This is a genomic window from Asanoa sp. NPDC049475 (assembly GCF_040676915.1).
GTDB lineage: Bacteria > Actinomycetota > Actinomycetes > Mycobacteriales > Micromonosporaceae > Asanoa.
On the sequence record NZ_JBFAPY010000006.1, the window covers coordinates 380,584 to 404,019 of the forward strand.

Annotated in this window: 25 protein-coding genes and 1 tRNA gene; 8 read left to right on the top strand and 18 right to left on the bottom strand. The window is 70.6% G+C overall.

Annotation, left to right across the window (positions count from 1 at the left end; genetic code table 11):
- Positions 1-2 precede the first annotated feature (2 nt).
- Complete coding sequence (locus tag AB0J88_RS26005) at positions 3-596, top strand: TIGR03086 family metal-binding protein (protein ID WP_364351560.1); 594 nt, start codon at positions 3-5, stop codon at positions 594-596.
- A 609-nt stretch (positions 597-1,205) separates the two neighbouring features.
- Here the strand turns inward: AB0J88_RS26005 and AB0J88_RS26010 are convergent.
- Both AB0J88_RS26010 and AB0J88_RS26015 read right to left on the bottom strand, forming a co-directional pair.
- On the bottom strand, positions 1,206-2,441 hold the full coding sequence (locus AB0J88_RS26010) for an Ig-like domain-containing protein (protein WP_364351557.1): 1,236 nt from the start codon (positions 2,439-2,441) through the stop codon (positions 1,206-1,208).
- Between the two features lie 140 nt (positions 2,442-2,581).
- Positions 2,582-3,862: an Ig-like domain-containing protein gene (locus AB0J88_RS26015; protein ID WP_364351554.1), complete on the bottom strand. Its 1,281-nt coding sequence runs from the start codon at positions 3,860-3,862 to the stop codon at positions 2,582-2,584.
- 379 nt (positions 3,863-4,241) lie between these two features.
- On the opposite strand from AB0J88_RS26015, the gene AB0J88_RS26020 reads away from it, so the two are divergent.
- Positions 4,242-4,317: transfer RNA gene (locus AB0J88_RS26020), tRNA-Lys, on the top strand.
- Positions 4,318-4,438: 121 nt separating this feature from the next.
- On the opposite strand, the gene AB0J88_RS26025 is transcribed toward AB0J88_RS26020, so the two are convergent.
- A complete protein-coding gene (locus AB0J88_RS26025; protein WP_364351551.1) occupies positions 4,439-4,813 on the bottom strand; it encodes a nuclear transport factor 2 family protein in 375 nt (124 codons plus the stop codon).
- Between the two features lie 70 nt (positions 4,814-4,883).
- Between AB0J88_RS26025 and AB0J88_RS26030 the strand changes: the two genes are divergently transcribed.
- Complete coding sequence (locus tag AB0J88_RS26030; RefSeq protein ID WP_364351548.1) at positions 4,884-5,480, top strand: TetR/AcrR family transcriptional regulator; 597 nt, start codon at positions 4,884-4,886, stop codon at positions 5,478-5,480.
- A gap of 67 nt (positions 5,481-5,547) precedes the next feature.
- Here the strand turns inward: AB0J88_RS26030 and AB0J88_RS26035 are convergent, their stop codons facing one another.
- A complete protein-coding gene (locus AB0J88_RS26035) occupies positions 5,548-6,249 on the bottom strand; it encodes a hypothetical protein (RefSeq protein WP_364351545.1) in 702 nt (233 codons plus the stop codon).
- Positions 6,246-6,743 carry a SigE family RNA polymerase sigma factor gene (locus tag AB0J88_RS26040; RefSeq protein ID WP_364351542.1) on the bottom strand — a complete coding sequence of 166 codons (498 nt, stop codon included), beginning with the start codon at positions 6,741-6,743 and terminating at the stop codon, positions 6,246-6,248. Before AB0J88_RS26040 ends, AB0J88_RS26035 begins: the two co-directional genes overlap by 4 nt.
- A gap of 120 nt (positions 6,744-6,863) precedes the next feature.
- On the opposite strand from AB0J88_RS26040, the gene AB0J88_RS26045 reads away from it, so the two are divergent.
- A complete protein-coding gene (locus tag AB0J88_RS26045) occupies positions 6,864-7,649 on the top strand; it encodes a DUF3152 domain-containing protein (RefSeq protein ID WP_364351539.1) in 786 nt (261 codons plus the stop codon).
- A 1-nt stretch (position 7,650) separates the two neighbouring features.
- On the opposite strand, the gene AB0J88_RS26050 is transcribed toward AB0J88_RS26045, so the two are convergent.
- The 7 genes from AB0J88_RS26050 to AB0J88_RS26080 all read right to left on the bottom strand — a co-directional run bounded on the left by AB0J88_RS26050 (position 7,651) and on the right by AB0J88_RS26080 (position 12,272).
- The gene (locus AB0J88_RS26050) at positions 7,651-7,863 is read right to left on the bottom strand and encodes a ferredoxin (protein ID WP_364351536.1); all 213 of its coding nucleotides are present in this window, start codon (positions 7,861-7,863) and stop codon (positions 7,651-7,653) included.
- An 11-nt stretch (positions 7,864-7,874) separates the two neighbouring features.
- Positions 7,875-9,083, bottom strand: coding sequence for a cytochrome P450 (locus AB0J88_RS26055; protein ID WP_364351533.1), 1,209 nt, complete (start codon positions 9,081-9,083; stop codon positions 7,875-7,877).
- Between the two features lie 50 nt (positions 9,084-9,133).
- A complete protein-coding gene (locus tag AB0J88_RS26060) occupies positions 9,134-9,721 on the bottom strand; it encodes a DUF305 domain-containing protein (protein ID WP_364351530.1) in 588 nt (195 codons plus the stop codon).
- The gene (locus tag AB0J88_RS26065; protein ID WP_364351527.1) at positions 9,711-10,133 is read right to left on the bottom strand and encodes a ferredoxin; all 423 of its coding nucleotides are present in this window, start codon (positions 10,131-10,133) and stop codon (positions 9,711-9,713) included. Before AB0J88_RS26065 ends, AB0J88_RS26060 begins: the two co-directional genes overlap by 11 nt.
- A gap of 88 nt (positions 10,134-10,221) precedes the next feature.
- Positions 10,222-10,653: a hypothetical protein gene (locus AB0J88_RS26070; protein WP_364351524.1), complete on the bottom strand. Its 432-nt coding sequence runs from the start codon at positions 10,651-10,653 to the stop codon at positions 10,222-10,224.
- Positions 10,654-10,837: 184 nt separating this feature from the next.
- Positions 10,838-11,407 (bottom strand): hypothetical protein, encoded by a 570-nt coding sequence (locus AB0J88_RS26075; RefSeq protein ID WP_364351521.1) that lies wholly within the window; start codon positions 11,405-11,407, stop codon positions 10,838-10,840.
- A gap of 616 nt (positions 11,408-12,023) precedes the next feature.
- Complete coding sequence (locus AB0J88_RS26080) at positions 12,024-12,272, bottom strand: winged helix-turn-helix domain-containing protein (RefSeq protein ID WP_364351518.1); 249 nt, start codon at positions 12,270-12,272, stop codon at positions 12,024-12,026.
- Positions 12,273-12,439: 167 nt separating this feature from the next.
- Here AB0J88_RS26080 and AB0J88_RS26085 point away from each other — a divergent pair, with 167 nt between their 5' ends.
- Positions 12,440-13,156 carry a spermidine synthase gene (locus tag AB0J88_RS26085; protein WP_364351515.1) on the top strand — a complete coding sequence of 239 codons (717 nt, stop codon included), beginning with the start codon at positions 12,440-12,442 and terminating at the stop codon, positions 13,154-13,156.
- 56 nt (positions 13,157-13,212) lie between these two features.
- On the opposite strand, the gene AB0J88_RS26090 is transcribed toward AB0J88_RS26085, so the two are convergent.
- The 3 genes from AB0J88_RS26090 to AB0J88_RS26100 form a co-directional block, all read right to left on the bottom strand.
- Positions 13,213-14,469 (bottom strand): PHB depolymerase family esterase, encoded by a 1,257-nt coding sequence (locus AB0J88_RS26090; protein WP_364351512.1) that lies wholly within the window; start codon positions 14,467-14,469, stop codon positions 13,213-13,215.
- A gap of 194 nt (positions 14,470-14,663) precedes the next feature.
- Positions 14,664-16,721, bottom strand: coding sequence for a TPM domain-containing protein (locus AB0J88_RS26095; protein WP_364351509.1), 2,058 nt, complete (start codon positions 16,719-16,721; stop codon positions 14,664-14,666).
- Between the two features lie 30 nt (positions 16,722-16,751).
- Positions 16,752-17,567: a helix-turn-helix transcriptional regulator gene (locus tag AB0J88_RS26100; RefSeq protein WP_364351506.1), complete on the bottom strand. Its 816-nt coding sequence runs from the start codon at positions 17,565-17,567 to the stop codon at positions 16,752-16,754.
- Between the two features lie 132 nt (positions 17,568-17,699).
- Here AB0J88_RS26100 and AB0J88_RS26105 point away from each other — a divergent pair, with 132 nt between their 5' ends.
- Positions 17,700-19,109, top strand: a complete 1,410-nt coding sequence (locus AB0J88_RS26105; protein WP_364351503.1) for an aldehyde dehydrogenase family protein — start codon at positions 17,700-17,702, stop codon at positions 19,107-19,109.
- 39 nt (positions 19,110-19,148) lie between these two features.
- Entirely contained in the window at positions 19,149-19,979 is an 831-nt protein-coding gene (locus AB0J88_RS26110) for a DUF72 domain-containing protein (protein ID WP_364352079.1), read from the top strand.
- Here AB0J88_RS26110 and AB0J88_RS26115 read toward each other — a convergent pair.
- Positions 19,976-20,245: a hypothetical protein gene (locus AB0J88_RS26115; RefSeq protein WP_364351500.1), complete on the bottom strand. Its 270-nt coding sequence runs from the start codon at positions 20,243-20,245 to the stop codon at positions 19,976-19,978. The genes AB0J88_RS26110 and AB0J88_RS26115 overlap by 4 nt on opposite strands.
- Before the next feature lie 37 nt (positions 20,246-20,282).
- Positions 20,283-21,503: a hypothetical protein gene (locus AB0J88_RS26120; protein WP_364351497.1), complete on the bottom strand. Its 1,221-nt coding sequence runs from the start codon at positions 21,501-21,503 to the stop codon at positions 20,283-20,285.
- A 76-nt stretch (positions 21,504-21,579) separates the two neighbouring features.
- Between AB0J88_RS26120 and AB0J88_RS26125 the strand changes: the two genes are divergently transcribed.
- Complete coding sequence (locus AB0J88_RS26125) at positions 21,580-22,455, top strand: pentapeptide repeat-containing protein (RefSeq protein ID WP_364351494.1); 876 nt, start codon at positions 21,580-21,582, stop codon at positions 22,453-22,455.
- Between the two features lie 37 nt (positions 22,456-22,492).
- Here AB0J88_RS26125 and AB0J88_RS26130 read toward each other — a convergent pair whose 3' ends face one another.
- Positions 22,493-23,344: a fumarylacetoacetate hydrolase family protein gene (locus AB0J88_RS26130; protein ID WP_364351491.1), complete on the bottom strand. Its 852-nt coding sequence runs from the start codon at positions 23,342-23,344 to the stop codon at positions 22,493-22,495.
- Positions 23,345-23,436: the final 92 nt, after the last annotated feature.

Sequence of the window (23,436 nt, forward strand, 5' to 3'; positions counted from 1 at the left end):
ACATGGTGGACAACGAGCCGCTCACGCTGCTGGAACGTGCGCTGGACCAGGTCGGCAAGCTGCTCTCCGGGGTCCGCGCCAACCAGGAGACCCTGCCGAGCCCGTGCCGCTCCTGGACGGTGGGGCAGCTAGGCGACCACGTGGTCAACGACCTACGCCAGTTCAAGTCGACGGCGAGCGGCGGCAAGGCCGACTGGTCCACCCCGGCGCCGACGATCCCACCCGGCGACCGCCCGGCGGTGTTCCGATCGGGAGCGGCCGCTCTGCTCGACGTGTGGCGCGGGGTGGGCGACCTGACAGGCACGGTCACGTTCCCGGGGATGGGTGAGGTGCCGGCCCGATTCCCGGTCGATTTGCAGACGGCCGAGTTCGCGGTGCACGCATGGGATCTGGCCCGCGCGACGGACCAATCGACAGACCTGGACCCAGCGGTAGGAGAACTAGCCCTGGAGTGGATGCGCGGCACGATGCTGCCGCAGTTCCGCGGTCCGGAAAGCGAGGGCAGGTCGTTCGGCCCTGAGGTCCCGATCGCCGCGGACGCCCACCTGTACGACCGCCTAGCCGCCTTCGCGGGCCGCGAGGTCAGCAGGGTATAGCTCCCGGTCGCGGCGGACCCGAAGAAAGTCTCAGACCTGGCCTGGGGCCGCTGCCCGGCCCAACCCGCCGCATGCCCGCCCTCGGGCAACAGCTCCGACCCAACCCGCGGTGCCCGACCCCGGGCCGCCGCCCGCACCAACCCACGGCACGCCCGCCCTCGGACCACAGCCCCGACCCAACCCGCGGTGCCCGACCCCGGGCCGCCGCCCGCACCAACCCACGGCACGCCGGGCCTCGCCGGGACTCGGCCAACGCCTGATCGCTGCCCTCAGCGGCGAGTCGGGCGTCGGCTGAGGGCACCACTCCGAGCGGCAGGCCGGGTTGCCGTCAGCGCCTAGCGCTTGGGCTGCCCCCAGTAGCCGCCTCGGACGCGACCCGCTCGCGGCGGGGGCGGTCTGTACCCGCCCCAGCTCCTGCCCGCATTCAAGATCCAACGCAAACCCGCATCCGTCCGTGGATCTGGGGTCGGGCACCCACGGACGCCGAAGGGCCAGGCCCGGTCTCCGGCGGGAGCAACGGTCCGCACCACCGCGGACCCGGGAAAGAAACTTCTCTGGGACCGCACCGACCTTGCCCGGCAAGATCCTCGGCGGGGCGCGTCTGTCGCGCTACTGCTCCGCGAGGGGGATGGCGCTGAGCTCGGCGTACTCGGCGAACGACATGTTCCAGTCGGTCCAGCCGTTGCCGTTCTGGAGTTTGCGCTCCGTGCCCTTGACTGTGATCGGGTCACCGATGCGGGTTTGGCCGAAGAGCCACTCCCCGTCCTTCATCGAGACGTTGACGCAGCCGTGGGAGACGTTTGTCGTGCCCTGTTGGCCTTCCGACCACGGTGCGGCGTGGATGAACTCGCCGCCCCACGTGAGCCGCTGCGCGAAGTCGATGTCCGTGCGGTAGCCCTCTTCCGGGCCGAGCTCTTCGAACGTGTCGAAGACCGTCTTGCGCTTCTTCTCGATCACGATCATCGTGCCCGTGGACGACGGGGTGCTCTTCTTGCCGAGGCTGACCTTGATGGTCTTGATGACCTTGCCGTCCTTGGTGACGGTCATTCGCTTCGTGGCGTTATTGACCGTCATAACCAGCGCCGGGCCGATCTTGAGGTCTACCGTCAGGTCGTTGCGGAGGAACGCGCCGTTGCCCACCGGGAGGCCGCCGGTCTGCAGCTTGTAGTGGACCTTGGTGTTGGCCTGCCAGAACTCCTTCGGGCGGAAGTGGATCTCGGTCGGGCTGATCCACGCCCAGGTGCCCTCCTGGGCCGGCGTCGCGGTGACCTTCATGCGGCGCTGCACGTCGTCTCGGTAGTCCTGCGGGATCGCCTTGCCGAACTTGACGATCATCGGCATGCCGACGCCGACCACGGCGCCGTCGCCCAGGAAGCTGCTCACGGCTACCGTGTTGCCCGGCTTGGCCATGACCTTGAACGTGCTTTCGGCCGTCGCGGCCTTGCCGTCGTCGCCCGTTGCCGTCACCGTCGCCGTGTAGCTCTTGCCCCAGTCGAGGGCGCCCGTCGGCAGCCAGCTCTTCTTGTCGGCGGAGAGGGTGCCCTCGACGCTCTCGCCGTCGGCCGACTTCAGCTCGACCGAGGTCTCGACCGCCTCGGTGGTCTCGAACGAGATCGCGGTCGAGGCCGGCACGTCGTCGGCGTTGGCGGCCGGCTCGGTGATCGTCGCCTTGGCTTTGGTGTCAGGCTCGGCCGACTGCGACGAGCCGGGCTTGGCTCCGTCCGACCACGCCGCGTTGCCACTCTTCGTGCAACCCGCCGCGACGGACAGCAACCCGGTCATGACGACAGCCGTCAGCATGACGCCGTGTCGGCGAGTGGGACGCCACCTTCGGCTGCTCAACATGAGATCCCCTCACAGGTCTGTATACCGCAGTCATGTTGCCCGAAAGACGCTTCGGAACACCTCACGGTTTCGTGCCGTGTGCGGTAACACGCAGACGAGTGTACGAACGATCGAGCTGAGCAACGGTACCCGAAAGAGGTTTAATCGGTAGGCGTCGGTGTCGGCGTGGCGTTAGCGGTCGAACCCACCGACTTCAGACTCTCCGGAACCGGCAACGCGCTGCCCTTGATGAAGTCGGTCCACGACAGGTTCCAGGCGGTCCAGCCGTTGCCCGGCTCGAGCTTGCGCTCTGTGCCCTTGATGGTGATCGGGTCGCCCACCTTCGTCTGGCCGAACAGCCAGCTCGCGTTCTGCGGGGCGAGGTTGACGCAACCGTGCGAGACGTTGCGTACGCCCTGGTCGCCCACCGACCACGGCGCCGAGTGGATGAACTCGCCACCCCACGTGAGCCGCTGCGCGAAGTCGATGTCGGTGCGGTAGCCCTCCTCCGGGCCGAGCTCCGCGAAGGTGTCGAAGACTGTGTGCTCCTGCTTGTCCATCACGATCAACGTGCCGCTGGACGAGGGCGTGCTGGGCTTGCCGAGGCTGACCGGGAACGTCTTGACCAACTTGTCGTTCTTGAAGACCTGCATCTTCTTGGTCTTGTTCTCGACCTTCATCACGAACTTGTCGCCGATCTTGGCCGTCGCCTTGCGGTCCTCGTCGCCGAAGCGGCCGTTGGACAGCGGGATGCCCTCGATCGCCGCCCGCACCGTGATCTTGGTGCCGGCCTGCCAGTATTCGGGCCCGCGGTAGTAGGCCTGCGTGCCGCTGCTGACCCAGTGCCAGACGCCCGGCTGCGGCGGGTCGGTCTGCACGAAGAGCCGGCGCTGCACCGCCGCCCGGTCCTTTTTCGGGATCCCCGGGTTGAACTCCATCACGACCGGCATGGCGACGCCGTACGTCTTGCCGTTGAACAGGTACATGCCGGAGCCGATCTCGTTGCCCGACCTGCCCCGCGTGGAGAACGAGACCTTCTTCGTCTCGGCCTGGCCGGCCGCACTGGTGGCGACCACGGTCGCGGTGTAATCGGTGTCGTACTTGAGCGGCGCGCTCGGCACCCACGACGACTTGTCGTCGCGGAGGGCTCCCTTGACCGCCTTGCCCGCCTTGTCCGTCAGCGTGACGCTGGTTACCTCGCCGCCCTTGACGCTGGTGCCGATCTCCGTGCTGACCGGCAGGTTCTTCTTCTTGTCGGCCGGCGTGACGGCGAACTCGAAGGGCACCGGTGGAGCGGTCGGTGAGGCCGAAGGCGCCGCCGCCTGGTTGTTGTTGACGAACGACGGCGCCTGGTCTTTTCCGCACGCGCTGACGAGGGTTAGCGCGAGACCCCCGACCGCCGCGACGGCAAGGATCTTGCTGGTGGCTGCTTGACGTGTCATGAACCGGCCCATTGGATGTCCCCGTTCCTCCGCAACCTTGGGGTCATCGTGCCCCAGCCACACCCGCTATGTACCTCGATCCGGCAGGGTGCCAGATGCGGTCCACTCCCCGCCTCAGCCACACGGGCAACAGTGGGGCGCGAACCGGTCGGAACCTCGCAGTAGCGGCGATATCCCCGAAGTAATCCCAGGTCAGCGCCCCTTTGGGCATGCTGGGGTGGGATTTGGAGGCTTTCCAGGGACTTACGGAGCTCTATCTACGTCAATCGACCGTCGCGATTGTCCACTTTGTACCGGCAAAGGGCGTTCGGCCGGTCGTTCACCACCAGTTGGAAGATCCCGCCGGGCGCGTGCTAACGTACGTCTCGTTGCCGATCGAGCGCCGCTAGCTCAACTGGCAGAGCAGCGGACTCTTAATCCGCGGGTTCGGGGTTCGAGTCCCTGGCGGCGCACCAAAAGCATCCCAAACCTGTTGGGCGGGAACCGGAAGATCAATCCGGTCTCCGCCCTTCTTTGGTATCGGGGGGTGGACCTGCTGGGGTCGCCCGCTCATCGAGGTCGAGGCATGCCCTCGCACTATCCGGAAGGCAACGTCCGGGTGGCCTGGACGGCCCGGCGCAGCCGACCGTCGGTAGCCAACTCTCCGAACATGTAGATCTCCGTAGTGATGACGGTTCCCTTGCGCAACTCGGCGACAAGACGGTATCGGGCAGCGACCTGGTCGCCGTCCACCAATGCCTGCTCCACCTCGACCTGGAGATCGACCGCCCGTTTGCGGGCCGGACGGATGTGATCCAGCAACCGCTTCCGGTCCATCAGCACACCGTCGTTGACCAGCTCATAGTCCGGCGTGTGGTAGCGGTCGAGCACGCTCGCCGGATCCTCGTCACCGAGCCCTGCCTCCTGCGGATAGCGGACCAGATAGCCGGCCAGATCGGTGCGGGGCGTCATAAGATCTCCCTCACTCAGGTTATCTTTTACAGCGTGTGTACGATAAGGCACGACCGTATAGTTAGACAACGTGTCAGAGATAGTGGACGGTCGGCGTCGGCGGCGACGGTCAGACGCCGAGCGCAGCGCCGCCGCAGTGCTCGACGCCGCAGTCCAAGTGCTCGGTCGACATCCGGACGCGAAGATTGAGCAGGTTGCTGCCGCGGCCGGTGTCACTCGCCAAACCGTCTACGCCCACTACCCGTCCCGGCCGCTGCTGATCGCCGCGGTCGTCGACCACATCACCGTCGAAGCCGTCGGCGCCCTGGACGCGCTCGACGTCAACGGCGGCGCTGCCGCCGAGGCGCTCCTGAGCTGGCTGGAGGTCACGTGGCGGCTGCTCGACCGCTACCCCCTTCTCCTGCACCCCTCGGCGACGGCAATCGACCAGGCGGACTCCGATCGTCAGCACGCCGGGATCATCGAGCGTCTGGAGCGGTTGATCAGGCGGGGCCAGGCCGTCGGTGAGTTCGACGCCACCCTCAGCCCGACCTGGCTGATCACCGCGACCATCGCCCTCGGTCATGCGGCCGGTGGTGAGGTCGCCGCCGGCCGCATGACTACGGCCCAGGCCGCGGCAGCACTTCGCCGCAGCATTCTGCGGCTGTACGGCACGCGTGAGCCCTGATCGGCGACGGCTCGATCGGTGCGTTCACCGCGTTGGACGCTGATCCCCTTTCGGTGTCCCGACCGCGTCACAGCTCCCGGTTGCGGTTGTCACGGGCGACGATCCCGTCCAGGGGTACGCCCGGCGTCAGGTCAGTCGGGTCGAACCAGAAGATGACCACGCGTGAATCCTCGCTCCACCGGGCCAGCCGGGCTTTCCTGTGCTGGCCGTCAACCGTGCCGACGATCGACTGCGCCGGGCCGACGAAGTAGCCGAAGGTCGGCACGGTCGGGGAGGTCCCAACAGCGCCGGACTGGTCGCGGCCGATCTCGTGGAAGCCGGCGCTGCGGTCATCGCCCGACACATCGTTCACCAGATAGTCGGCGGTGAGCGCGCCGCCCGGCAGGCGGCGGCCGGCGACCAGTCCGATCGTCACGTTCGGCACACCGGGCACCTCGACCGGGACGAAGTAGTAGACCCGCTGGTCGTCCCCGTAATAGACGCCGGTGTCGACCACCTCGCCGACCGGCACGCGCGACTCGGACGTGGCCGTGGGCGCGACGGCGGCCGGCCGTCGGAGGCCGGGCTCGGGCGGCGGCGGACCCTCCCCGCCCGCGACGACCACCACGACGGCGGCGACCAGGGTCGAGGCCAGCGTCGCTCCCCCACTGCGCGCGATCCGGCGACGCCGGCGCAGTCGCCGCCCGTCGCGCATGATTGCCGCCAGGTCGAGGGCGCTGGGCTGCTCGGTCGCGCGCATGGCGTCGCGAAGCTGCTGTAGCTCGCTCATGGGCACGTTTCCTGAGTCTCCGTAGCACGGGCCGCACGCAGCTTCTCCAGGGCGCGAGAGCTGGTGCTCTTCACGGTGCCGAGCGAGACTCCGAGCTCCTCGGCCACCTTCGCCTCCGCGAGGTCGAAGTAGTAGCGCAGCACCACGATGGCCCGCTCCCGCGGGCTGAGCGCGCCGAGCACCGCCACCAGCCAGCGGCGGGTGGTGACCTCGTCGGCCACATCGCCGGCCCGCTGTTCCGGCAGGTCCTCGGTCGGGTACTCGCGAATCGGCCGCCGCCAGCCGTCGACCAGATGGTTGACCAGGACGCTTCGGGCGTACGCGTAGGCATCTCCGTCGCGGACCCGCGACCAGGACGCATAGGTGCGGACCAGGGCCGTCTGCGCGGCGTCCTCGGCCCGGTGGTGGTCGCCGGTCATGAGGAGCGCGGCGTGCACGAGCCGCGCGGACGCCACCTGCGCGAACTCGACGAACTCCGCGTCACCCCGGGTCACCGTTCGCGCTCCACGCGGTAAAGGACGAGTGGCGACGGCAATAGGTTGAGTGTCACAAAGATCAACTTTTCGGGGCTCTGACCCGTCTTTCTTCCCGCGCGACCACGCGAGGGGAGAGACATGCTGAGGAAGGCTACGCGCCGGCGCCGAAGCGGTTCCGTCGGCGCCGTGCTGCTGGCGTTGCTGCTCGCCGGCTGCGGTGCTCCGGCGGCCGGGCAGCCCACGACGCCGCGCCAGGCCGAGCAGGAACCCGTGGGGACGGCGCGGATGTCCCGGGCACCGGTCGCACCCGTCAGTTACCCCGCGACCGGACGCAACCGCTGGTCGACCGCGGCCGGCGAGACCCGGACGCCGAACGGCGACGGTCGCCTGCTGCGCTATCGAGTGGCGGTGGAGCGCGACATCACCGGCCTGCCGGTCGCCGACGTCGCGAAGGCGATCACCGCGACACTGAACGACCCGCGGGGCTGGACCGCCGGCGGGAACTGGCGACTGCGCCGGGTCGGCCCGGACCAAACGGCCGACTTCACCATCTACCTGGCCACTCCCGGCACCCGCGACGAACTGTGCGAGGACATCCCGGACGGCTACACCTCGTGTCGCAAGGGCGACCGCGTGGTGCTCAACGTGGCGCGCTGGGTCAAGGGCGTCCCGGGGTACGGAGCCGGCTTGAGCACCTACCGGCAGTACATGGTCAACCACGAGGTCGGGCACCGGCTGGGCTTCGGTCACGAGCTGTGCCCAGGGCGGGGCGAGCCTGCGCCGGTCATGCAGCAGCAGACGCTGGGCATGCACGCCTGCAAGGCCAACGCGTGGCCGTACGTCGACGGTGAGCGCTACACCGGTCCGGTCGGCGCGTACGACGACGAGCTGCCACCACGCGAAGGCGCGCGCCGGGCCGGCTGACTCAGTCGTCGACCGGCGCGCCGGTGTCGGCGTCGGTCACCGTGATCGCCTCCACCGGGCACGAGGCGGCCGCGCCGAGCACCGCGTCGTCGGGCTCGACGAGCGACGCGAGTGGTCGGGAGCGGCCGTCGGGGCCGAGGGCGAAGTGCCGCGGAGCGGTGCCCGCGCACACTCCGGACCCGATGCACTCGGACGAGACCTCGACGTTCCACATCGGACTGACGCCTACCACGTCACCGGGAGCGTTCGCAGGCTTCGTACGATCATGCCGGTCTTGAACCTCAGCTCCGTGTCGGGCACCGCGATGCGCAGGCCGGGCAGGTGTCGCAGTAGTCCCCGCAGCGCCTCCTGGAGCTCCATCCGCGCGAGCTGAGCACCGAGGCAGTGATGCGCGCCCGCGCCGAAGCCGAGGTGTTGCGTGATCTCCCGGGTGAGGTCGAGCCGGTCGGCGTCGGTGAAGACCGACTCGTCGCGGTTGGCGGCCACCATCGAGGTCATCACGACCGCGCCGGCCGGGATGGTGACTCCGCTGAGCTCGACCGCCTCGGTGGTGACCCGCGGCAGGCCCGAGCCCTCGCCGAGCTGCACGAATCGCATCAGCTCCTCGACGGCCCGCGGGACCAACTCCGGTGACGCGGCCAGCCGCTCGTATTCCTCCGGGAAGTGCAGGAGCGTCAGCAGGAACATGTTGATCTGGTTGGCCGTGGTCTCGTGGCCGGCGATGAGCAGGCCGAAGCCCAGGTTGACCAGTTCCTTCTCGGTCAACCTGTCCTGGTCGTCGCGCGCCGCGATGAGGGCGGTCATCAGGTCGTCGGCCGGCGTGGCCCGCTTGTCGGCGATCAGCTTGCCGAAGTAGACCGCGAGGTTGCCCATGGCCGCCCGGATCTCGGCGGGGTCGGCACCCGCGTCCGACAGGATCGTGTCGGACCAGGCGTGGAAGACGTGCTGGTCCTCGGGCGGCACGCCGAGCAGCTCGCAGATGACCCGCACCGGCAGCGGCAGCGAGAAGTGCTCGACCAGGTCGACCGGGCGTGGTTTGGCGGCGAGGTCGGTGAGCAGGGCGTCGACGAGCGCCGCGACCTTCGGCCGTAGCTCCTCCACGCGGCGCGCGGTGAACGCACCGGCGACGAGCCGCCGCAGTCGCGTGTGCTCGGGCGGGTCCATGCCGAGGATCGAGTCGGTGGCCACCATGGCGAGACCTGTGTCGGAGGCGGACGAGCTCGCCGCGGCGGCCCGGCTGAACCGCGGGTCGATCAGCACCTGGCGCACGTCGGCGTATCTGGTCACCAGCCAGCCGGTCGAGCCGTCCCGCAAGGTGACCTCGGCGACCGGCCGGTTGGCGCGCAGCTCCGCCAGCCGCGGCGTCGGATGGTAGATGCTGGGTGCCGGCGGAAGCGGGAACGTCACCGAGGTCGCATCGTCCGGCGCAGTCATGTCAACCTCCCCGATGGTCTGACGGCCTCCAATCTAGACGAAGACGAACATCAATACGAGGGGGTGCGCGCGATCGCGGACAGTTTGGCCAGTTGTTCGGTGCGGACCTGCTTCAGGCGTACGGCGAAAGATCTGGTCTCGTCGGTCCCGCCCGCGGTTTCCTCGCCATTGGCCAGCACCTCGCACTGCTCGAGGTGTCCCCGCAGCAGCGCTATCGCCTGACCGTCTCGCTCCGCTTCCGGCGTCGACCTCAGCTCGGCCTGCTGGTCGTCGAAGATCATGCCGGGCATCCGGTGGCCCTCGTGGATGTTCTGCTCGGCCGTCCCTCCCCTGGCCAGCAGCGCCCGCATCTCCGTCAGTTCTGCCTGGTGGGTGCCGACCAGTTCGGCGGCCAGCGCGCGGAGGGCCGGAGACCGGGTGAGGGTCTGGGCTTCCGTCAGGAAGACAAGAGCGCTTTCGTCGATCGGGATCATCAGTTGGAGGAAGGCGTCGTCGGTGGCGTTGAGGACGATGGTCGCCTGCGCGGGCGGGGCCCCATCCGCGCCATCAGACCCACGATCCAGCAGCCGCACGCCGGCGATCGCCAGAGCCGTCGCGATCAGGACCGCGATGACGCCGACCAGCCTGTTACGCGGCATGGTGGCCCTCCGTGGTCAGTCGCAGCGCCAGCGCCGGGCACATCCGCACCGCCCGGCGGGCCTGGCCTTGCAGCCACACCGGCACCGGTGACGTCGGGAGGACCGGGAACCCGTTGCCGTCCAGGCGAACCAGCTCCGGCAGCACGTGGGCGCAGAGCCCGTGACCGTCGCACCGGGACCAGTCCACGCCGAGCTTGGCGGTCGTGTCGGCTGGTCCGGGCGGCACGTGCAGCTGGCCCTTGGTCGGCCGGCCGCAGCTCTGCCTGGTCGCGTGGACGGCGATGTCGTCGGCGAACACCGTCATCGCGGACGCGGACATGCGGGCGCTCGCGTCCGGATGAGCGCAGGCGCCCCGGCCGCGGACCGCGTCGACCGCGGCGTCGACCAGCGTGGTCGACGCGGTCCCCGCCATGGCGTGAGGTCCACGGCGCGAGCCAGGTCCGGCAGGCCGAGGCGGCACGGGCCGCACTGGCCGCTGGACCCGGCCGCGAGGAAGTGCATCACCTGGGCCAGCCGCTGTGCAGGACGCGCCACAGCCACGGCCGGCCGGAACCGGCGAATCGGGCGCGGATCAGGCCGGTCCAGAACACACTCACCATGAGGTACGTCGCCAGTGCGCCCATGCCGACCTCGAAGCTCCGCCCGCCGAGGGAGGGCAGCAGCAGATCGAGCGTCGTCGCGTACCCCTTGGCGATCATGCTCACGACATGCAGGACGACGGCGCCGACGGCAAGAACACTGAGGGCGCTGTGTACGGGTTGCAGGAGCACCCGATGCCGGACCTGTAGGACGGTGCGGTCGGTCGCCAGGACGCCGGCCAGGACGGACAGCGTGAGCAGGAGGAGGGTGGCGACGCCGGCGGCGTACTCGACGAGGCCGAAGGTGTGGTCGAGAACCCACCCACCGAGCTCGATCTGCCTCGTCCGGACCATCAATCCTCAGCCGTTCCTGCCGTTCCTGCCGGGACGAAGATCGTCTCAGCGGCGGTCAGCTTCGCTCGCTTCGAACCCGCAGGTCAACACACTGCCGGCGAGTTCGGAGCGAGTGGTGAGGAGCATCTAAACGTTCGGCTCGAATCAGGAAAGTTCTGTTGTCAGGAGGGTGCTCGCGCGGTCGTCAGGCAGCCGCCCAGGCGCGGGCGCGACGGCTCGGCGTCAGCGTGATGGCCTTGTAGGGGCAGGGCCGGTCGGTGATCCTGCTGTACGCGTCGATCGCCCGATCCGCGGCATCGAGGGCGCGCTCCGCCGGTGTGAGGCCCTTGCCCTTGTTGCGGAAGAACGCACCGTAGAAGGCCGAGCAGAAGACGGTGCCCTCGTGCCAGCCGACCTGGCCGGAGGTGCCGATGTAGGTGATCTCGCCCTGGAGGCAATCCCGGACGGCCTTCTGCCAGGCACCGATGCCGGTCTTGCACCCGTCGGCCAGCACCGTACTGGCTTGGAGGCCGCGCCCTTGCTCGACGGCGTACTCGCCGAGATCCTCGAGCGCGACATTGGTGGCGCCGTCGCTGCTGCTGAACGTAGGGGTGGCGGTGTGGTCGCCGTGCGCCATGACGTGCAGCACATCGGAGGAAGCGGTGAACGCCGCGAGCACGGTCTGGGGGTCACGGGACCGCACGAAGTCGATGTCGACCACGCGCTCGGGGTAGTGGAGGTTGATGCTCTGCAAGGTCGACTGCACGAGGTTCATAGAAGCGTCGAAGGAATCATCGAGACCGATGTCCAACAACGAGATTCTCCGACTTTTCACCCGTATCCCCCGATCCAGACCGCCCGGCGTTCACCCCACCGCGAGCGATCCTGTCCGCCGCGCCCAACCCCGTCAACAGAACCTCGGCCACGATTGACAGGCCAAAAGACGACTCCCGGTTCGACGACGGGCAAGCCACACGCTCGCCGGACGCCACCACCGACCGCCGGACGCCACCATCTGCCGGCCGCGCGCAGCTCACGCGGACCGAGCACTGGCGTGGCCGCCCCGACCCGCCGGACTTGGCCCGACACTGGTCGCGGCGCGGATAAGGCCTGGCCCGGGCGCCCCGAGGCGGGTGCGCGCGCGCCCGCCGCAAACCGGCCACGACCCGCCGGACCTGGCCCGACACTGCTCGCCGCGCGGATAAGGCCTGGCCAGGCCGCCCCGAGGACTGGCGGCGGCTCGCCGCAGTGGGACCGGCGAGCCGCCGCCCGCGCGGGTCGGGGGCGGCCCGGCGCGCACACTGCGACACCCGCCCTCCGGCGAGGAACGCGGGTTTGACCGGCTAGGTCGGTCGCCGGCCGTGTTGGGTGGCCGGGGACTCAGACCTGGGTCATTCGCGGTCTGGGGTTGGGAGGTTGCGGGGGTCGGCGCTGACGTAGACCGCGCGGCCTTGTTGGCCGACGATCAAGCCCTGGGTTCTTAGGACGATCATGGCGCTGCCTATTGTCTGGCGGCTTACCTGGTAGTTCTGGCACAGCTCGCGGGCCGTCGGAAGAGTCGCTCCGGGGGCTAGGTCACCGTTGGCGATCTGTCGGCGGATGTCGTCGACGATGTCCAGGTAGCTCGGTTGGTGGCCCATCACGCCCTCCCGTCACTGGTTACAATGGCTACTATTGCTGCGACGGCTGCTGCACGTCAAGGCCGACTTTCGGCGATGCCGGCAAGAAAGACACCTGCGCCGAGGCGCGCGACCGCAGGTCAGTAGGCTGTCCGCACCAATCCTGGACGGCCTACATAGGACGCCGTATGAGTCTGCGATTCGAAGAACTGGCCTGGCGTCAGACGCCGATGGGTGAGATCAGCCTGCGGCGCCGGTGGGACGCGACCGTCGACGAGGACGTGTACGAGGTCAAGCTCGGCGACGAGTTCCTCATGTCCAGCCTCTTCACCGTCGCCGAGGTCGAGTTGGCTCGGCTTGGGCTCGCCGAGTTGAGCGGGACCGGTCTCGACGTGGTTGTCGGCGGTCTTGGTCTCGGCTACACCGCTCGCACGGTGCTCGAGGACGCCCGAGTGCGCGAGCTGATCGTCGTCGACGCCCTGGACGAGGTCATCGCCTGGCATCAGCGCGGCCTGCTGCCCTTCGCGTCCCCCGTCGTCACCGACCCGCGCAGCCGGCTGCGGCACGGCGACTTCTTCACGATGGCCGGTGACGGCTTCGACCCGGACAACCCCGACCGACTGTTCCATGCCGTGCTGCTCGACGTCGACCACAGCCCGACCCATCTGCTGCACCCCAGTCACGCCCCGTTCTACACCGCGGACGGGTTGCGGCAACTCTCCCGCCAACTGCACCCCGGCGGCGTATTCGGCCTGTGGTCCAACGACCCACCCGACGACGCGTTCACCACCGTCATGGCCGAGGCCTTCGACGGCGCCCGCGCGCAGGTGGTCACCTTCCCCAACCCATTGCAGCGGCGCACCTCGACAAACACGATCTATCTCGGCCGGCGGCCACCGGCCTGAGGAGGCCGAACCGCATGACGGCGGGGGCCACGACAGCCCCCGCCGCACACGAGACCTCAGAGCGCGGTGCAGCTCAAGCTCGGCACCGGGTTCGGTGCCGGGCCGTTGGCCTGGAAGCCGAACTCCGTGGCCGCACCCGCTGCCAGCCGGCCGTTGTAGGCCACATTGGACACCTGCGTCGCACTACCCGAGCCGCTGAACTGGCCGCTCCACGAGTTGACGATCGTGTTGCCGGACGGCAGCGGCAGGCCGACGCGCCAGCCGTTGACACCGGCGCTGCCCGCGGTGACCCGCACGGAAGCCACGTACCCGGACTGCCAGGCGCTCGTCACGCTGAGCACCGCGGTGCAGCCGCCGTTCCCGGGAGGTGGGGTGGTCGTCGGCGGGTTCGTCGGACCGCCGCTGTTCAGGCCGAAGAACGCGATCGCCGCGGACGCCTGCACGGGCAGGTTGTGCGAGGTGTTGGCCATGCTGATCGCCTCGACCTGCACCTGGCCGGCGCTGTTCGCGTAGCGGGTCCGGGTCCACCCCGACTGCGGGCTGTCCGTCGACGTGGGAGTCTGGCTCAGCCCGTGCACGTTGGTCCACTGTTTGACGGCTTCGCCGAAGTTGACGTACGACAGGATCTCGTCGTTGGTCCCGTGCCAGAGCTGCACCCGCGGCCGCGAGCCCGTGTAACCGGGGTACGCGTTGCGCACCAGGTCGCCCCACTGTTGCGGCGTGCGGGTGAGTTGGCCCTGCGCGCACTGGCTGTTCCACTTGCTCGACCCGGCGAAGCAGCCGAACGGTACGCCCGCGAAGGCGGCGCCGGCGCGGAAGACGTCCGGGTACGCGCCCAGCAGCACGTTGGTCATCATCGCCCCGGACGAGACACCGGTGACGAACGTGCGGGACGGGTCGGCGTTGTAGGTCTGCTGCGCGTACCGCGTCATCGACACGATGCTCAGCGAGTCGCTGCCGCCGTTGTGGGTCAGGGTGGCGGTCGAGGCGACGTCGAAGCAGCCGTCGCTGGCGGTGACCGAGGGATAGACCACGACATAGCCGTACTGGTCCGCCAGTCGCGCGAACTCCGTGCCGCTGTAGAGGGCCGGCCCGCTGCCGGTGCAGTAGTGCACCGCCACCAGCAGCCCCGGCCGGGCGGCGACGCGGTCAGGGACGTACACGTACATCCGCAGGTTTCCTGGGTTGGCGCCGAAGTTCGTGACCTCGGTCAGCGTGGCCGCCTTGGCGGGTGACGCCACGAGCAACGTCGCCGCCACGACGGCGGTCGCCAACACGATCCAGAGGGCATGCAGTGCCTTGGGAAGCCTCATCTCGCTCCTCGTGCGGGATGCGCGGGATCGGCCCGCGCTCGAGCCCTGCCGTTGCCCTCGGCAGATGATCGGCCACACACCAGCGCAGCCTGTGTCGGCTCCCGACGGGAGCCTAGGCCCGAGCGGACCGACGAGCACGAGTTTTCGAAACGGCTTCCGTTTGCCGCGAAACTTGGCGCCCTCAACAGGCCGAGTCAGAAGCGGCCCCCACCACCGCGCCGGCCGCCGCCGAAGCCACCACCGCCCGATCGGCGGCCCCGGCTGGCGCTGCCGCCGAAGCCACCCCCGAAGCCACCCCCGAAGCCGCCACCGAAGCCACCGCCCCAGCCGCCGCGTCCCCGATAGCGCGAGCGGCCCCCACCCGCGAGGATGCCGCCCAGCATGGCCCCGAGCAGCGCCTCACCACCGACTCCGCCGCGTCCGTAGCGAGGTTGACCCCAGCCGCCGGACTGCCAGGCGTCGACCTCCGAGTACGCGGCCTGGCTGGCCGCGCCCGCCAAGCGCCCGGCCTCCTGCGCCGCCGCCAGCGCCGCCACCGGGTCGTCGGGCGCCAAGGCCTCGGCCCGCGCCAGCTGCCGGGCGGCCTCGGCCAGCAACGTCCGCGGCTGCGTGCCCACCGCGGCCCGCCGGGTCGTCAGGTACTGGTCCGCCGCCGCGACCTCACTGCGGGCGACCGGCAGGGCCTGGCTCAACAGCGCCCGTGCCCGCGCGACCCGCTCCGCCTCGTCCCGCGACGCGGCCAGCGCCCGGTCGAGCCGCGCGTCGACCTCCTGCAAGCGCCGCAGGTCGGCGATGGGATCCGTCGGAGCGCCGGTCAGCCCGGCCCGCACGGACGCGGTCACCGCGGCACCGGCCTCGGCCGCCGCTGCCAGCTCGCCGTCGGAGGAAGCGGCCCGCGCGGCCGCGACCTCCCCGTCGATCTCGACCAGCAGCGCGTCGGCTGCCGCCCGGGTCGCGGCGAGGTCGGAGCCGGCCTTGTCCACGCCGTCCAACAACGTCTCGGCCTGCCGCAGCGCCTCCTCGGCCGCCCGGATCGCCAACGCTGCCTCGGGACGCCGACCGGCGGCGACCGCCGACGACGCGCGGGAGAGCGCGGTGGTCACGAACTCGAGCCGTTCGCGAGCCTGCTCCGGGTTCGCGAGAACCGTCGACACCGCCGACCCGGAGTAGCCGCGGCCGAGCGCCGACGCCGCGGCCGAGACGGCCGGCACCCGGGCCGAGAGCGCGCTCGCACGCTCGCCGAGGGTCGCCGACAGCTCTTCGACCCGTGGTTCGATCTCGCGGAGCCGGTCGAAGTCCTCGGCCGAGGCGTCCAGCCGCTCGTCGGCGGCCGCACATCGCTGGATGATCTCGGTGAGGACGGCACGGGTCGCGGCCTCGTCCCCGGGCTGTTCGTCGAGCGTCATGCGCAGCCGGAAGGCCTCCGCGACCTCGATCCGCGCGCTCTCCAACGCCGCGGTGAACTCGGCGGTCGCCGCCTCGCCGTACTGGCCGGTGGCGATCGCCAGCTCCTGCTCGCTCGACCGGAGCTCGTTGTCGAGCTCGATCAACAGGGTGTTGGCCCGGTCCTGGAGCTTGGCGATCGGCTCGCCCGCGGCCGGCGGCGCCGACAGGGCCGGCGCACGGCGGCGGCGATAGACCAGGTACGCGCCGATCAGCACGACCACCACGCCGGCTACCACCAGGCCGCCGATCAAAGCGCCGCGGCCACCGCCACCGGAGACGTTGTCGGGCGGGCCGGGCTGGATCACGGGAGCCGGGATCGGTTGGCCGGCCAACGCGGCCGCGTAGCCGTTGGACGCGCCGACGACCGCGCCGGCCCAGTCGTTCTGCGCCAGCGGCGGCTCGATGGCCGTCGCGGCGACCGCCGCCAGCGTCGCGTCGCTCAGCGGAAAGCTCTGTGGGAACGAGTACGCGAACTCGCGGTCGTGCGTGGCCACCGCGAGCAGAGCGTCGCGGTCGCCCAGGCCGCTGTGCACGGCCGTCTCGTCGGTCCACCGTTGCGCCGGGACGCCGGAGAACGTGTGCACGAAGACCACGAACAGCTGGAGACCGGTGGTGGTGCGCAGCTGCTGCAACGCCGAGGCCGCCGTGCCCGCCCGTGAGCCCAGCACGTCGGACCGGTCGGTGAGCTGCGAGTTGAGCCGGAACGGCTCGTCGGCCCGGGCCGGACCCGCCAACAGCACGGAGGCGACCAGGACGACCAGGGAGATCAGGACAGCGGCGGCCCGGTGCGGGCGTGGCAACGGCACACGGCCAGGCTAGTACCGAATTCCTGTGGTTTATGCCGCTAGGAGCTGGAGTTTCTCCGCCGTGCCGGTGCCCGGCACCGGGGTGAAGACCTGCAGCGCCTGCGAGTGGTCGGGGTCCAGCAGGATCTGGCAGTGCAGGTCCAGCGTGCCCAGCGCGGGATGCTCGATGCGCTTCGGGCCGCAGTTCGCGACCGCCACCGGGTGCTCACGCCAGATGTCGGCGAACTCCGGGCTGCGCGCCAGCAGCGCGCGGACGACGGCGCCGGCGCGGGAGTCCGGACCCGACCGGGTGTACGTGCGACGCAGATCCGCCGCGAGCAGGCGCCCGTGGTGCGCGTGCGTCGAGGCCGGGTAGCGCTCCCGCGCGGCCGGATCGGTGAACCAGCGGTAGTGCAGGCTCCGCGACAGTCCCTTGTGCTCAGTCTGGTCGCCGAACAGGGCCGCGGCCAACGGGGTCTGTGTCAGCGTCTCACCGAGCTCGCTGACCACCTGTGCGGCGCCCCCCGAGAGGCCCGCGAAGACCTCCAGCATCCCGGGGTTGACCTGGTCGTCGGTGGCGGCCCGCGCGGGCGACGGATATCCGCCGAGCTGGAACAGGTGGTCCCGCTCCTCGCCGGAGAGCCGCAGCCCTCCGGCGATCGCGCCGAGCACCTGGCGGGACGGGTGCGGGCCGCGCCGCTGCTCGATCCGGCTGTAGTAGTCGGTCGACATGCCGCTCAGTGCCGCGACCTCCTCGCGGCGCAGACCGCCGGTGCGGCGGCGCCGGCCGCGGGGCAGCCCGACGTCCTCCGGCTGCACGGCGGCGCGCCGGGTCCGCAGAAACTCGGCGAGACCGGTGCGGTCCATGGTTCCTCCCGTGACGCGGGTCACCCGAGGAAAGAGGACCCGACCAGCAACAACAACACCCAGCGAGCCAGGGCTGTTCCACGGATCAGTTGTCCCTGGTTGGGCACCGCGCCCCGGCCAAGACTCGGTCACATGAACAACTCGCACTGGATCGACGGCGTGGCCGTGCCCTCGGCGGACGCCGCGACGATCGATGTCATCAACCCGGCCGACGGGCGGGTGGCCGGCGTGGTCCCCGCCGGCACCGCCGCCGACGTGGACCGCGCCGTCGGCGCCGCCCGGGCCGCATTCCCCGGCTGGTCGGAGACGGGACCGGCCGAGCGGGCGGCCATCGTCCGGCGGATCGGCACCGGCCTCGCCGCCCGCCGGGCCGACCTTGCCGCCGCGATCACCGCCGAGATGGGCGCCCCCGTCAACCTCTCCAGCACCGCGCACGTCGACTTCCCGGTCGCGGTCGCCCAGTCGATGGCCGACCTCGCGGCGGACTACGCCTGGACCGAGGAGATCGGCAACTCGCTGGTCGTGCACGAGCCGGTCGGGGTCGTGGGCGCGATCACCCCGTGGAACTTCCCGCTCCAGCAGGTGGTCGCGAAGCTGGCGCCGGCCCTCGTCGCCGGCAACACCGTGGTGCTCAAGCCCTCCGAGATCGCCCCGCTGACCGCGGGGATCCTGGCGGAGATCACCGTCGAGGCCGGCCTGCCGGCCGGGGTCTTCAACGTGGTGCACGGCACCGGCGAGGTCGTCGGCGAGGCGATCTCGGCGCACCCGGACATCGACATGATCTCGTTCACCGGCTCGACGCGGGCCGGACGCCGGATCGCCGCCGTCGCCGCCGGCACGGTCAAGCGGGTCGCCCTGGAGCTGGGCGGCAAGGGCGCCAACGTGATCCTGCCCGGTGCCGACCTGGCCGGAGCGATCGAGGCCGGCCTCGGGATGGCCTTCGTCAACGGTGGGCAGGTCTGCGGCTCGTGGCCGCGGCTGCTCGTGCCCGCCGACCGGCACGACGAGGCGATCGAGCTCGCGGTCGCCGGGGCGGCGGCCTACACCGTGGGCGACCCGAACGACCCGGCCACCCGGGTCGGCCCGCTGGCCTCCGAGGCACACCGCCAGAAGGTCGACGGCTACATCCGGCGCGGCGTCGCCGACGGCGCCAAGCTGGTCTTCGGCGGCCCCGGCCACCCCGAGGGCCTGACCGGCGGCGCGTACGCCCGACCGACGATCTTCGCCGCCGTCGACCCGTACTCGGCGATCGCGCAGGAAGAGATCTTCGGCCCGGTCCTGACGATCATCCCGTACGCCGACGAGGACGCGGCCGTCTCCATCGCCAACAGCACGGTCTACGGGCTGACCAGCGGTGTATTCGGCCCGCCCGAGCGAGCGCTGGCGGTGGCCCGCCGGCTGCGCGCGGGCCAGGTCGACGTCAACGGCGGTCACTGGAACGCGCTCGCCCCGTTCGGCGGCTACAAGCAGTCCGGCAACGGTCGCGAGTTCGGCCGGTACGGCCTGGCGGAGTTCCTGGAGACGAAGTCCATCCAGCGCTGACCTACCGTAGAGCCCATGCGTCTGGCGGTGGGTTGCGCGATGTGGTCGCTCAAGTCGTGGCACGGGCGCTTCCTGCCGCAGCAGTCGGGGGAGCGCCTGCGCCACTACGCGGGCTGGTGTGACGCGGTCGAGGGCAACACCACCTTCTATGCGACACCGGCCCGCGCGACCGTCGAGTCGTGGGCGGCGCAGACGGATCCGGACTTCCGGCTCGTGGTCAAGCTGCCGAAAGTGATCACGCACGAGCGGCGGCTCGTCGACGCCGACGAGCCGCTGCGGGCGTTCCTGCACGCGATCGAACCGCTCGGCACTCGGGCGCACGCGCTGTGGGTCCAGCTGCCGGGCTCGTTCACGCCGGCCGACCTCGGCGCGCTGCGGGTCTTCCTGCGTCGGTTGCCCGCGGCGTATCGATGTGCCGTCGAGGTGCGCGACCCGGTGTTCTTCACGGACCGGCGCGCGGCCGACGCCCTGGAGCGGGCGTTGGACGGCGCCGAGTGGGTGCCGTTCGACACCACCGCGTTCTTCCGCCGCCCGCCGACCAGTGCCGCCGAGCGCGAGGCGTGGACGAAGAAGCCGCGTCTGCCACTGCGCACGCGGGCGCTGACCGAGTTCCCGATCGTCCGCTATCTCGGCCGGGACGCCACGGACGCGACGGTCGAGGGCTGGCAGCGATGGGTCGAGGTCACCGCCGGTTGGCTGCGCGAGGGTCGCTCCCCCACCGTCTTCGTGCACACGCCGGACAACGCCGACGCGCCGGCGCTCGCGCGCCGGTTCCACGACGAGGTGCGAGCGAAGGTGCCGGGCCTGCGCCCGTTGCCCGAGCCCGCGCCGGCCGAGCCTCCGGCCGCCGAGCCACTGACGCTCTTCTAGAGGTCTCCCTCGGCACCCTCCGGTAGCTTGCCGAACCAGTCTTTGGTCAGCGCCACCCGGCCGGCGAAAGCGGCGACGTCGCTCGGATAGGTGATGCCCAGCCGGCGCCAGAAGTCGACGAAGACCCACGCGTCGTCGAGGGTGAACTGGTCGTCGGGGAACGCCTTGGCGCCCTCCTCTTCCTCCTCCTCGTCGTCGCCGAGCTCGAGGTGCACCAGATTGGGCCGTAGGTCGTCCGCCGGCCTGCCGGTCGCCGCGGCGACCACCGCCGGGTCACCCGCCTACCCACCCATGGGCCGGACGCTAGCGGAGCCCTCCGACAATTCCGATGCGGATGCCGAGCCACGGGTACGTGTGCTCGAAGAACGAGTTGTCCTGCGGCTGGAGCCCGACGGCCGACGGCCACATCTGGAAGGCCGGCGCGTTGGAGATGCCGCCGTGCAGCCGACGCCAGACCCGCGCGCCGTCCTGCCCGGCCGGCGGCGGGGTGACGGTGTCGGTCCATTCCACCGCGTTGCCACCCTGGTCGAGGGTGCCCCACGGCGAGAGCGTGCGCGCCTGCCCGACGGTGGCCAGGCTGCCCTGGTAGACCGACGCGTACGTCGCGGGATCAAGCCCCATCGGGTTGACGGTCGTGCAGATCTCGTCCGGCACCTGTCCGGGACACCAGGCCGGCGCGGGCGTCCCGCTGGCGTGGAACGAGGCCAGCGGCTGGGTCGCGCCGTTGGTGACGTCGCCGGTTGCCGCGTTGAGCACGGTCTGATGCGGTGCCGTGTCGTCACCGTCGCCATAGACACCCGGGTTCGTCGGGTACTTCCAGTAGGAGCGGTTCCGCGGGTCGTAGTACGCCGCTTTGATCCACTCGTTCTGGCTCGGCACGACGAAACCTCGGTCACCGGTACGTGTCGGCACGCGCCGCGCCATGTCGTACATGCCGGTCTCGGTGCGGGGTGAGAGCCGGACCTCGTAGCTCGTGTAGCGGAACCCACCGGCGGCGCGGGATCGCTGACCGATCACCCGACCGTTGTGCAGCGAGTTGACGAAGCGGGCCGCGCGCAGGAACGTCGCGAAGCCGTACGGCTTGTCCGCCCACTGTGGATAGGCCACGGAGTAGTGGTGGCCCCGCCCGGCGCGCGGCGCGAAGTTTATCTGCCCGTACCGGGGCCAGGCCGTCCCGCTCTCGGTGACGTCGTAGAGGTTGTGCGGGTCGCGCCCGTCCGCGTCGGCGGTGTTGAGGAACGCCACCCACTGCTTGACGGTGATCTCCAGCCGACCGATCTGGTACGGGTACCCGACGCGACCGACCATCAGGCAGCCGCGCGTCGACACCGGGGCGTCGGCGCACGTGCGATAGATAGCGTCCGTGAACGGCACCACGGCGACGGCCGGGTTGTTCGGCGCCCCGACGGCCGCGGTGGTGATCGTGACGACGGACCCGTCGTAGGCCGGCGCCGCCGCGACCGCGGCGCCCGGAGCGGCGAGCACCGTCACGAGACCGGCGATCAGACTGAAGATTCTGCGCATAGTGGACACATGGTAATCCCGTCATCACCCCTGATCGGGGACGAAATGCCAGCCGGATTCCCGGTAGATTGACGCCGTGCCGCCGGGCGAGCTGGTCAAGCGTTGGAGCGCCGGCGACGGGGTCGCCCGCGCCAGCGATGTTCGTGATCGGCTGGCGAAGGGCGCGCCCCTAAACGGGCTCGGACTGGCCATGGTGGACGGCCTGCTCGACCTGCGTGGGTTGCCCGCCGGCGGCCTGGACGCGCGGGGAGCTGAGGTCACCGGCGCCGACCTCAGCCACGCCTGGCTGTCGGAGGCGCACCTCACCGGCGTCCGGTGGCAACGATGCCGGTTCGACGGCGCCAACCTGTCGGCCACGGTGCTCAGCGGTGGTGCCGTCGTGGACTGCACGATGCGGCGGGCCGACCTCCGGCAAGCGATAGTCGCCGGCGGCGTCTGGTCCTCGGTCGACCTGGCGGGGATCTCGTCGAACCACCTCAGTGCCGACCACACGACCTTCACGGGTACGACGTTCCCGGCCCTGCGCCACGTCGAGTTCACCGCGTGTGCCTTCGTCGACTGCCGGTTCACCGGCCGGCTCTCCGGGGTGCGTTTCCTGGGTCGCGGCCAGCCGGCGCCGATGCTCCTGCGCGACGTGACGTTCGCGTCGAGCGACTTCCGCCACTGCGAGTTCGACGGCATGGACTTCGACAACGTGACCTTCCCCGTCGACGACGCGCTGCTCGTCGTGCCCAGGAGCTTTCCCGCCGTGGCGGCACGCGCGGGGACGATCTCGTTGCGCCGCCGCGACGAGGTCGGCAACGAGCTGCGCAGGTTGCTGTCGCGGGAGTCCCTGCGGCCAGGTCTGACCGCCACGGCCGGCTGGGCCATGGCCCGGCGCGACCTGGACACCGAGGTGGCCGACTTCGCCGCCGTCGTCCTGGCCGAGGCGCAGGAGGACGTCGTCCCGTGAGCGCGGGCACGCCACCCGGCGTGCCCGCGCCGAGAAGTCAGGCCTGCTGGAGCAGCTGGCGCTGCCGGCCGAGGCCGTCGATCTCCAGCTCGACCACGTCGCCCGCGGTCAGGTAGGGGAAGCGACCCGAGAGCGCGACGCCCTGCGGGGTGCCGGTGTTGATCAGGTCGCCGGGCTCCAGGACGGTCACCTGGCTCAGGTGGTGGATCAGCGTGGCCACGTTGAAGACCATGTCGGCGGTCGACGAGTCCTGGCGGGGCTCGCCGTTGACCCACGACCGCAGCCGCAGCGCCTGCGGGTCGGTCACCTCGTCGGCGGTGACCAGCCACGGGCCGAGCGGGTTGAAGGTCTCGCTGCTCTTGCCCTTCGACCACTGGCCACCGCTCTGCCTGAGCTGGAACTCCCGCTCGGACACGTCGTTGGCGATCGCGTAGCCCGCCACGTACGACAGCGCCTCGTCGGGCGACGAGAGGTAGCGGGCGCGGCGGCCGATCACCACTGCGAGCTCGACCTCCCAGTCGGTCTCCTTCGAGCCGCGCGGGATCAGCACGTCGTCGTCCGGGCCGACCACCGTGTTCGGGGCCTTGTAGAACATCACCGGCTGCTCCGGCGGCTGTGCGCCCGACTCGGCGGCGTGCGCCGCGTAGTTCATGCCGATGCAGAGCACCACGCTGGGCCGGGCGATCGGGGAGCCGATCCGCTGGCCGGTCGCGTCGAAAGCCGGCAGCGAACCCGCCGCGTGCGCCGCACGGACCCGCTCGATGCCGTCGCCGGCGAAGAACGCCGGGTCGATGTCGGAGGTGACCCCGCCGAGGTCGAAATGCTGACCCGCCCCGTCGAGCAGGACGGGACGCTCGGCGCCGGCTGGCCCGATCCGCATCAGTCGCATGCCGCTTCTCCTTCGCTCAGGCGGCGACCGGGCCGCCGTCGAGTCGAAGGTACTCGGGCGGCTTTCACCTTCGGTCGGCCGTCCCGGGAAGC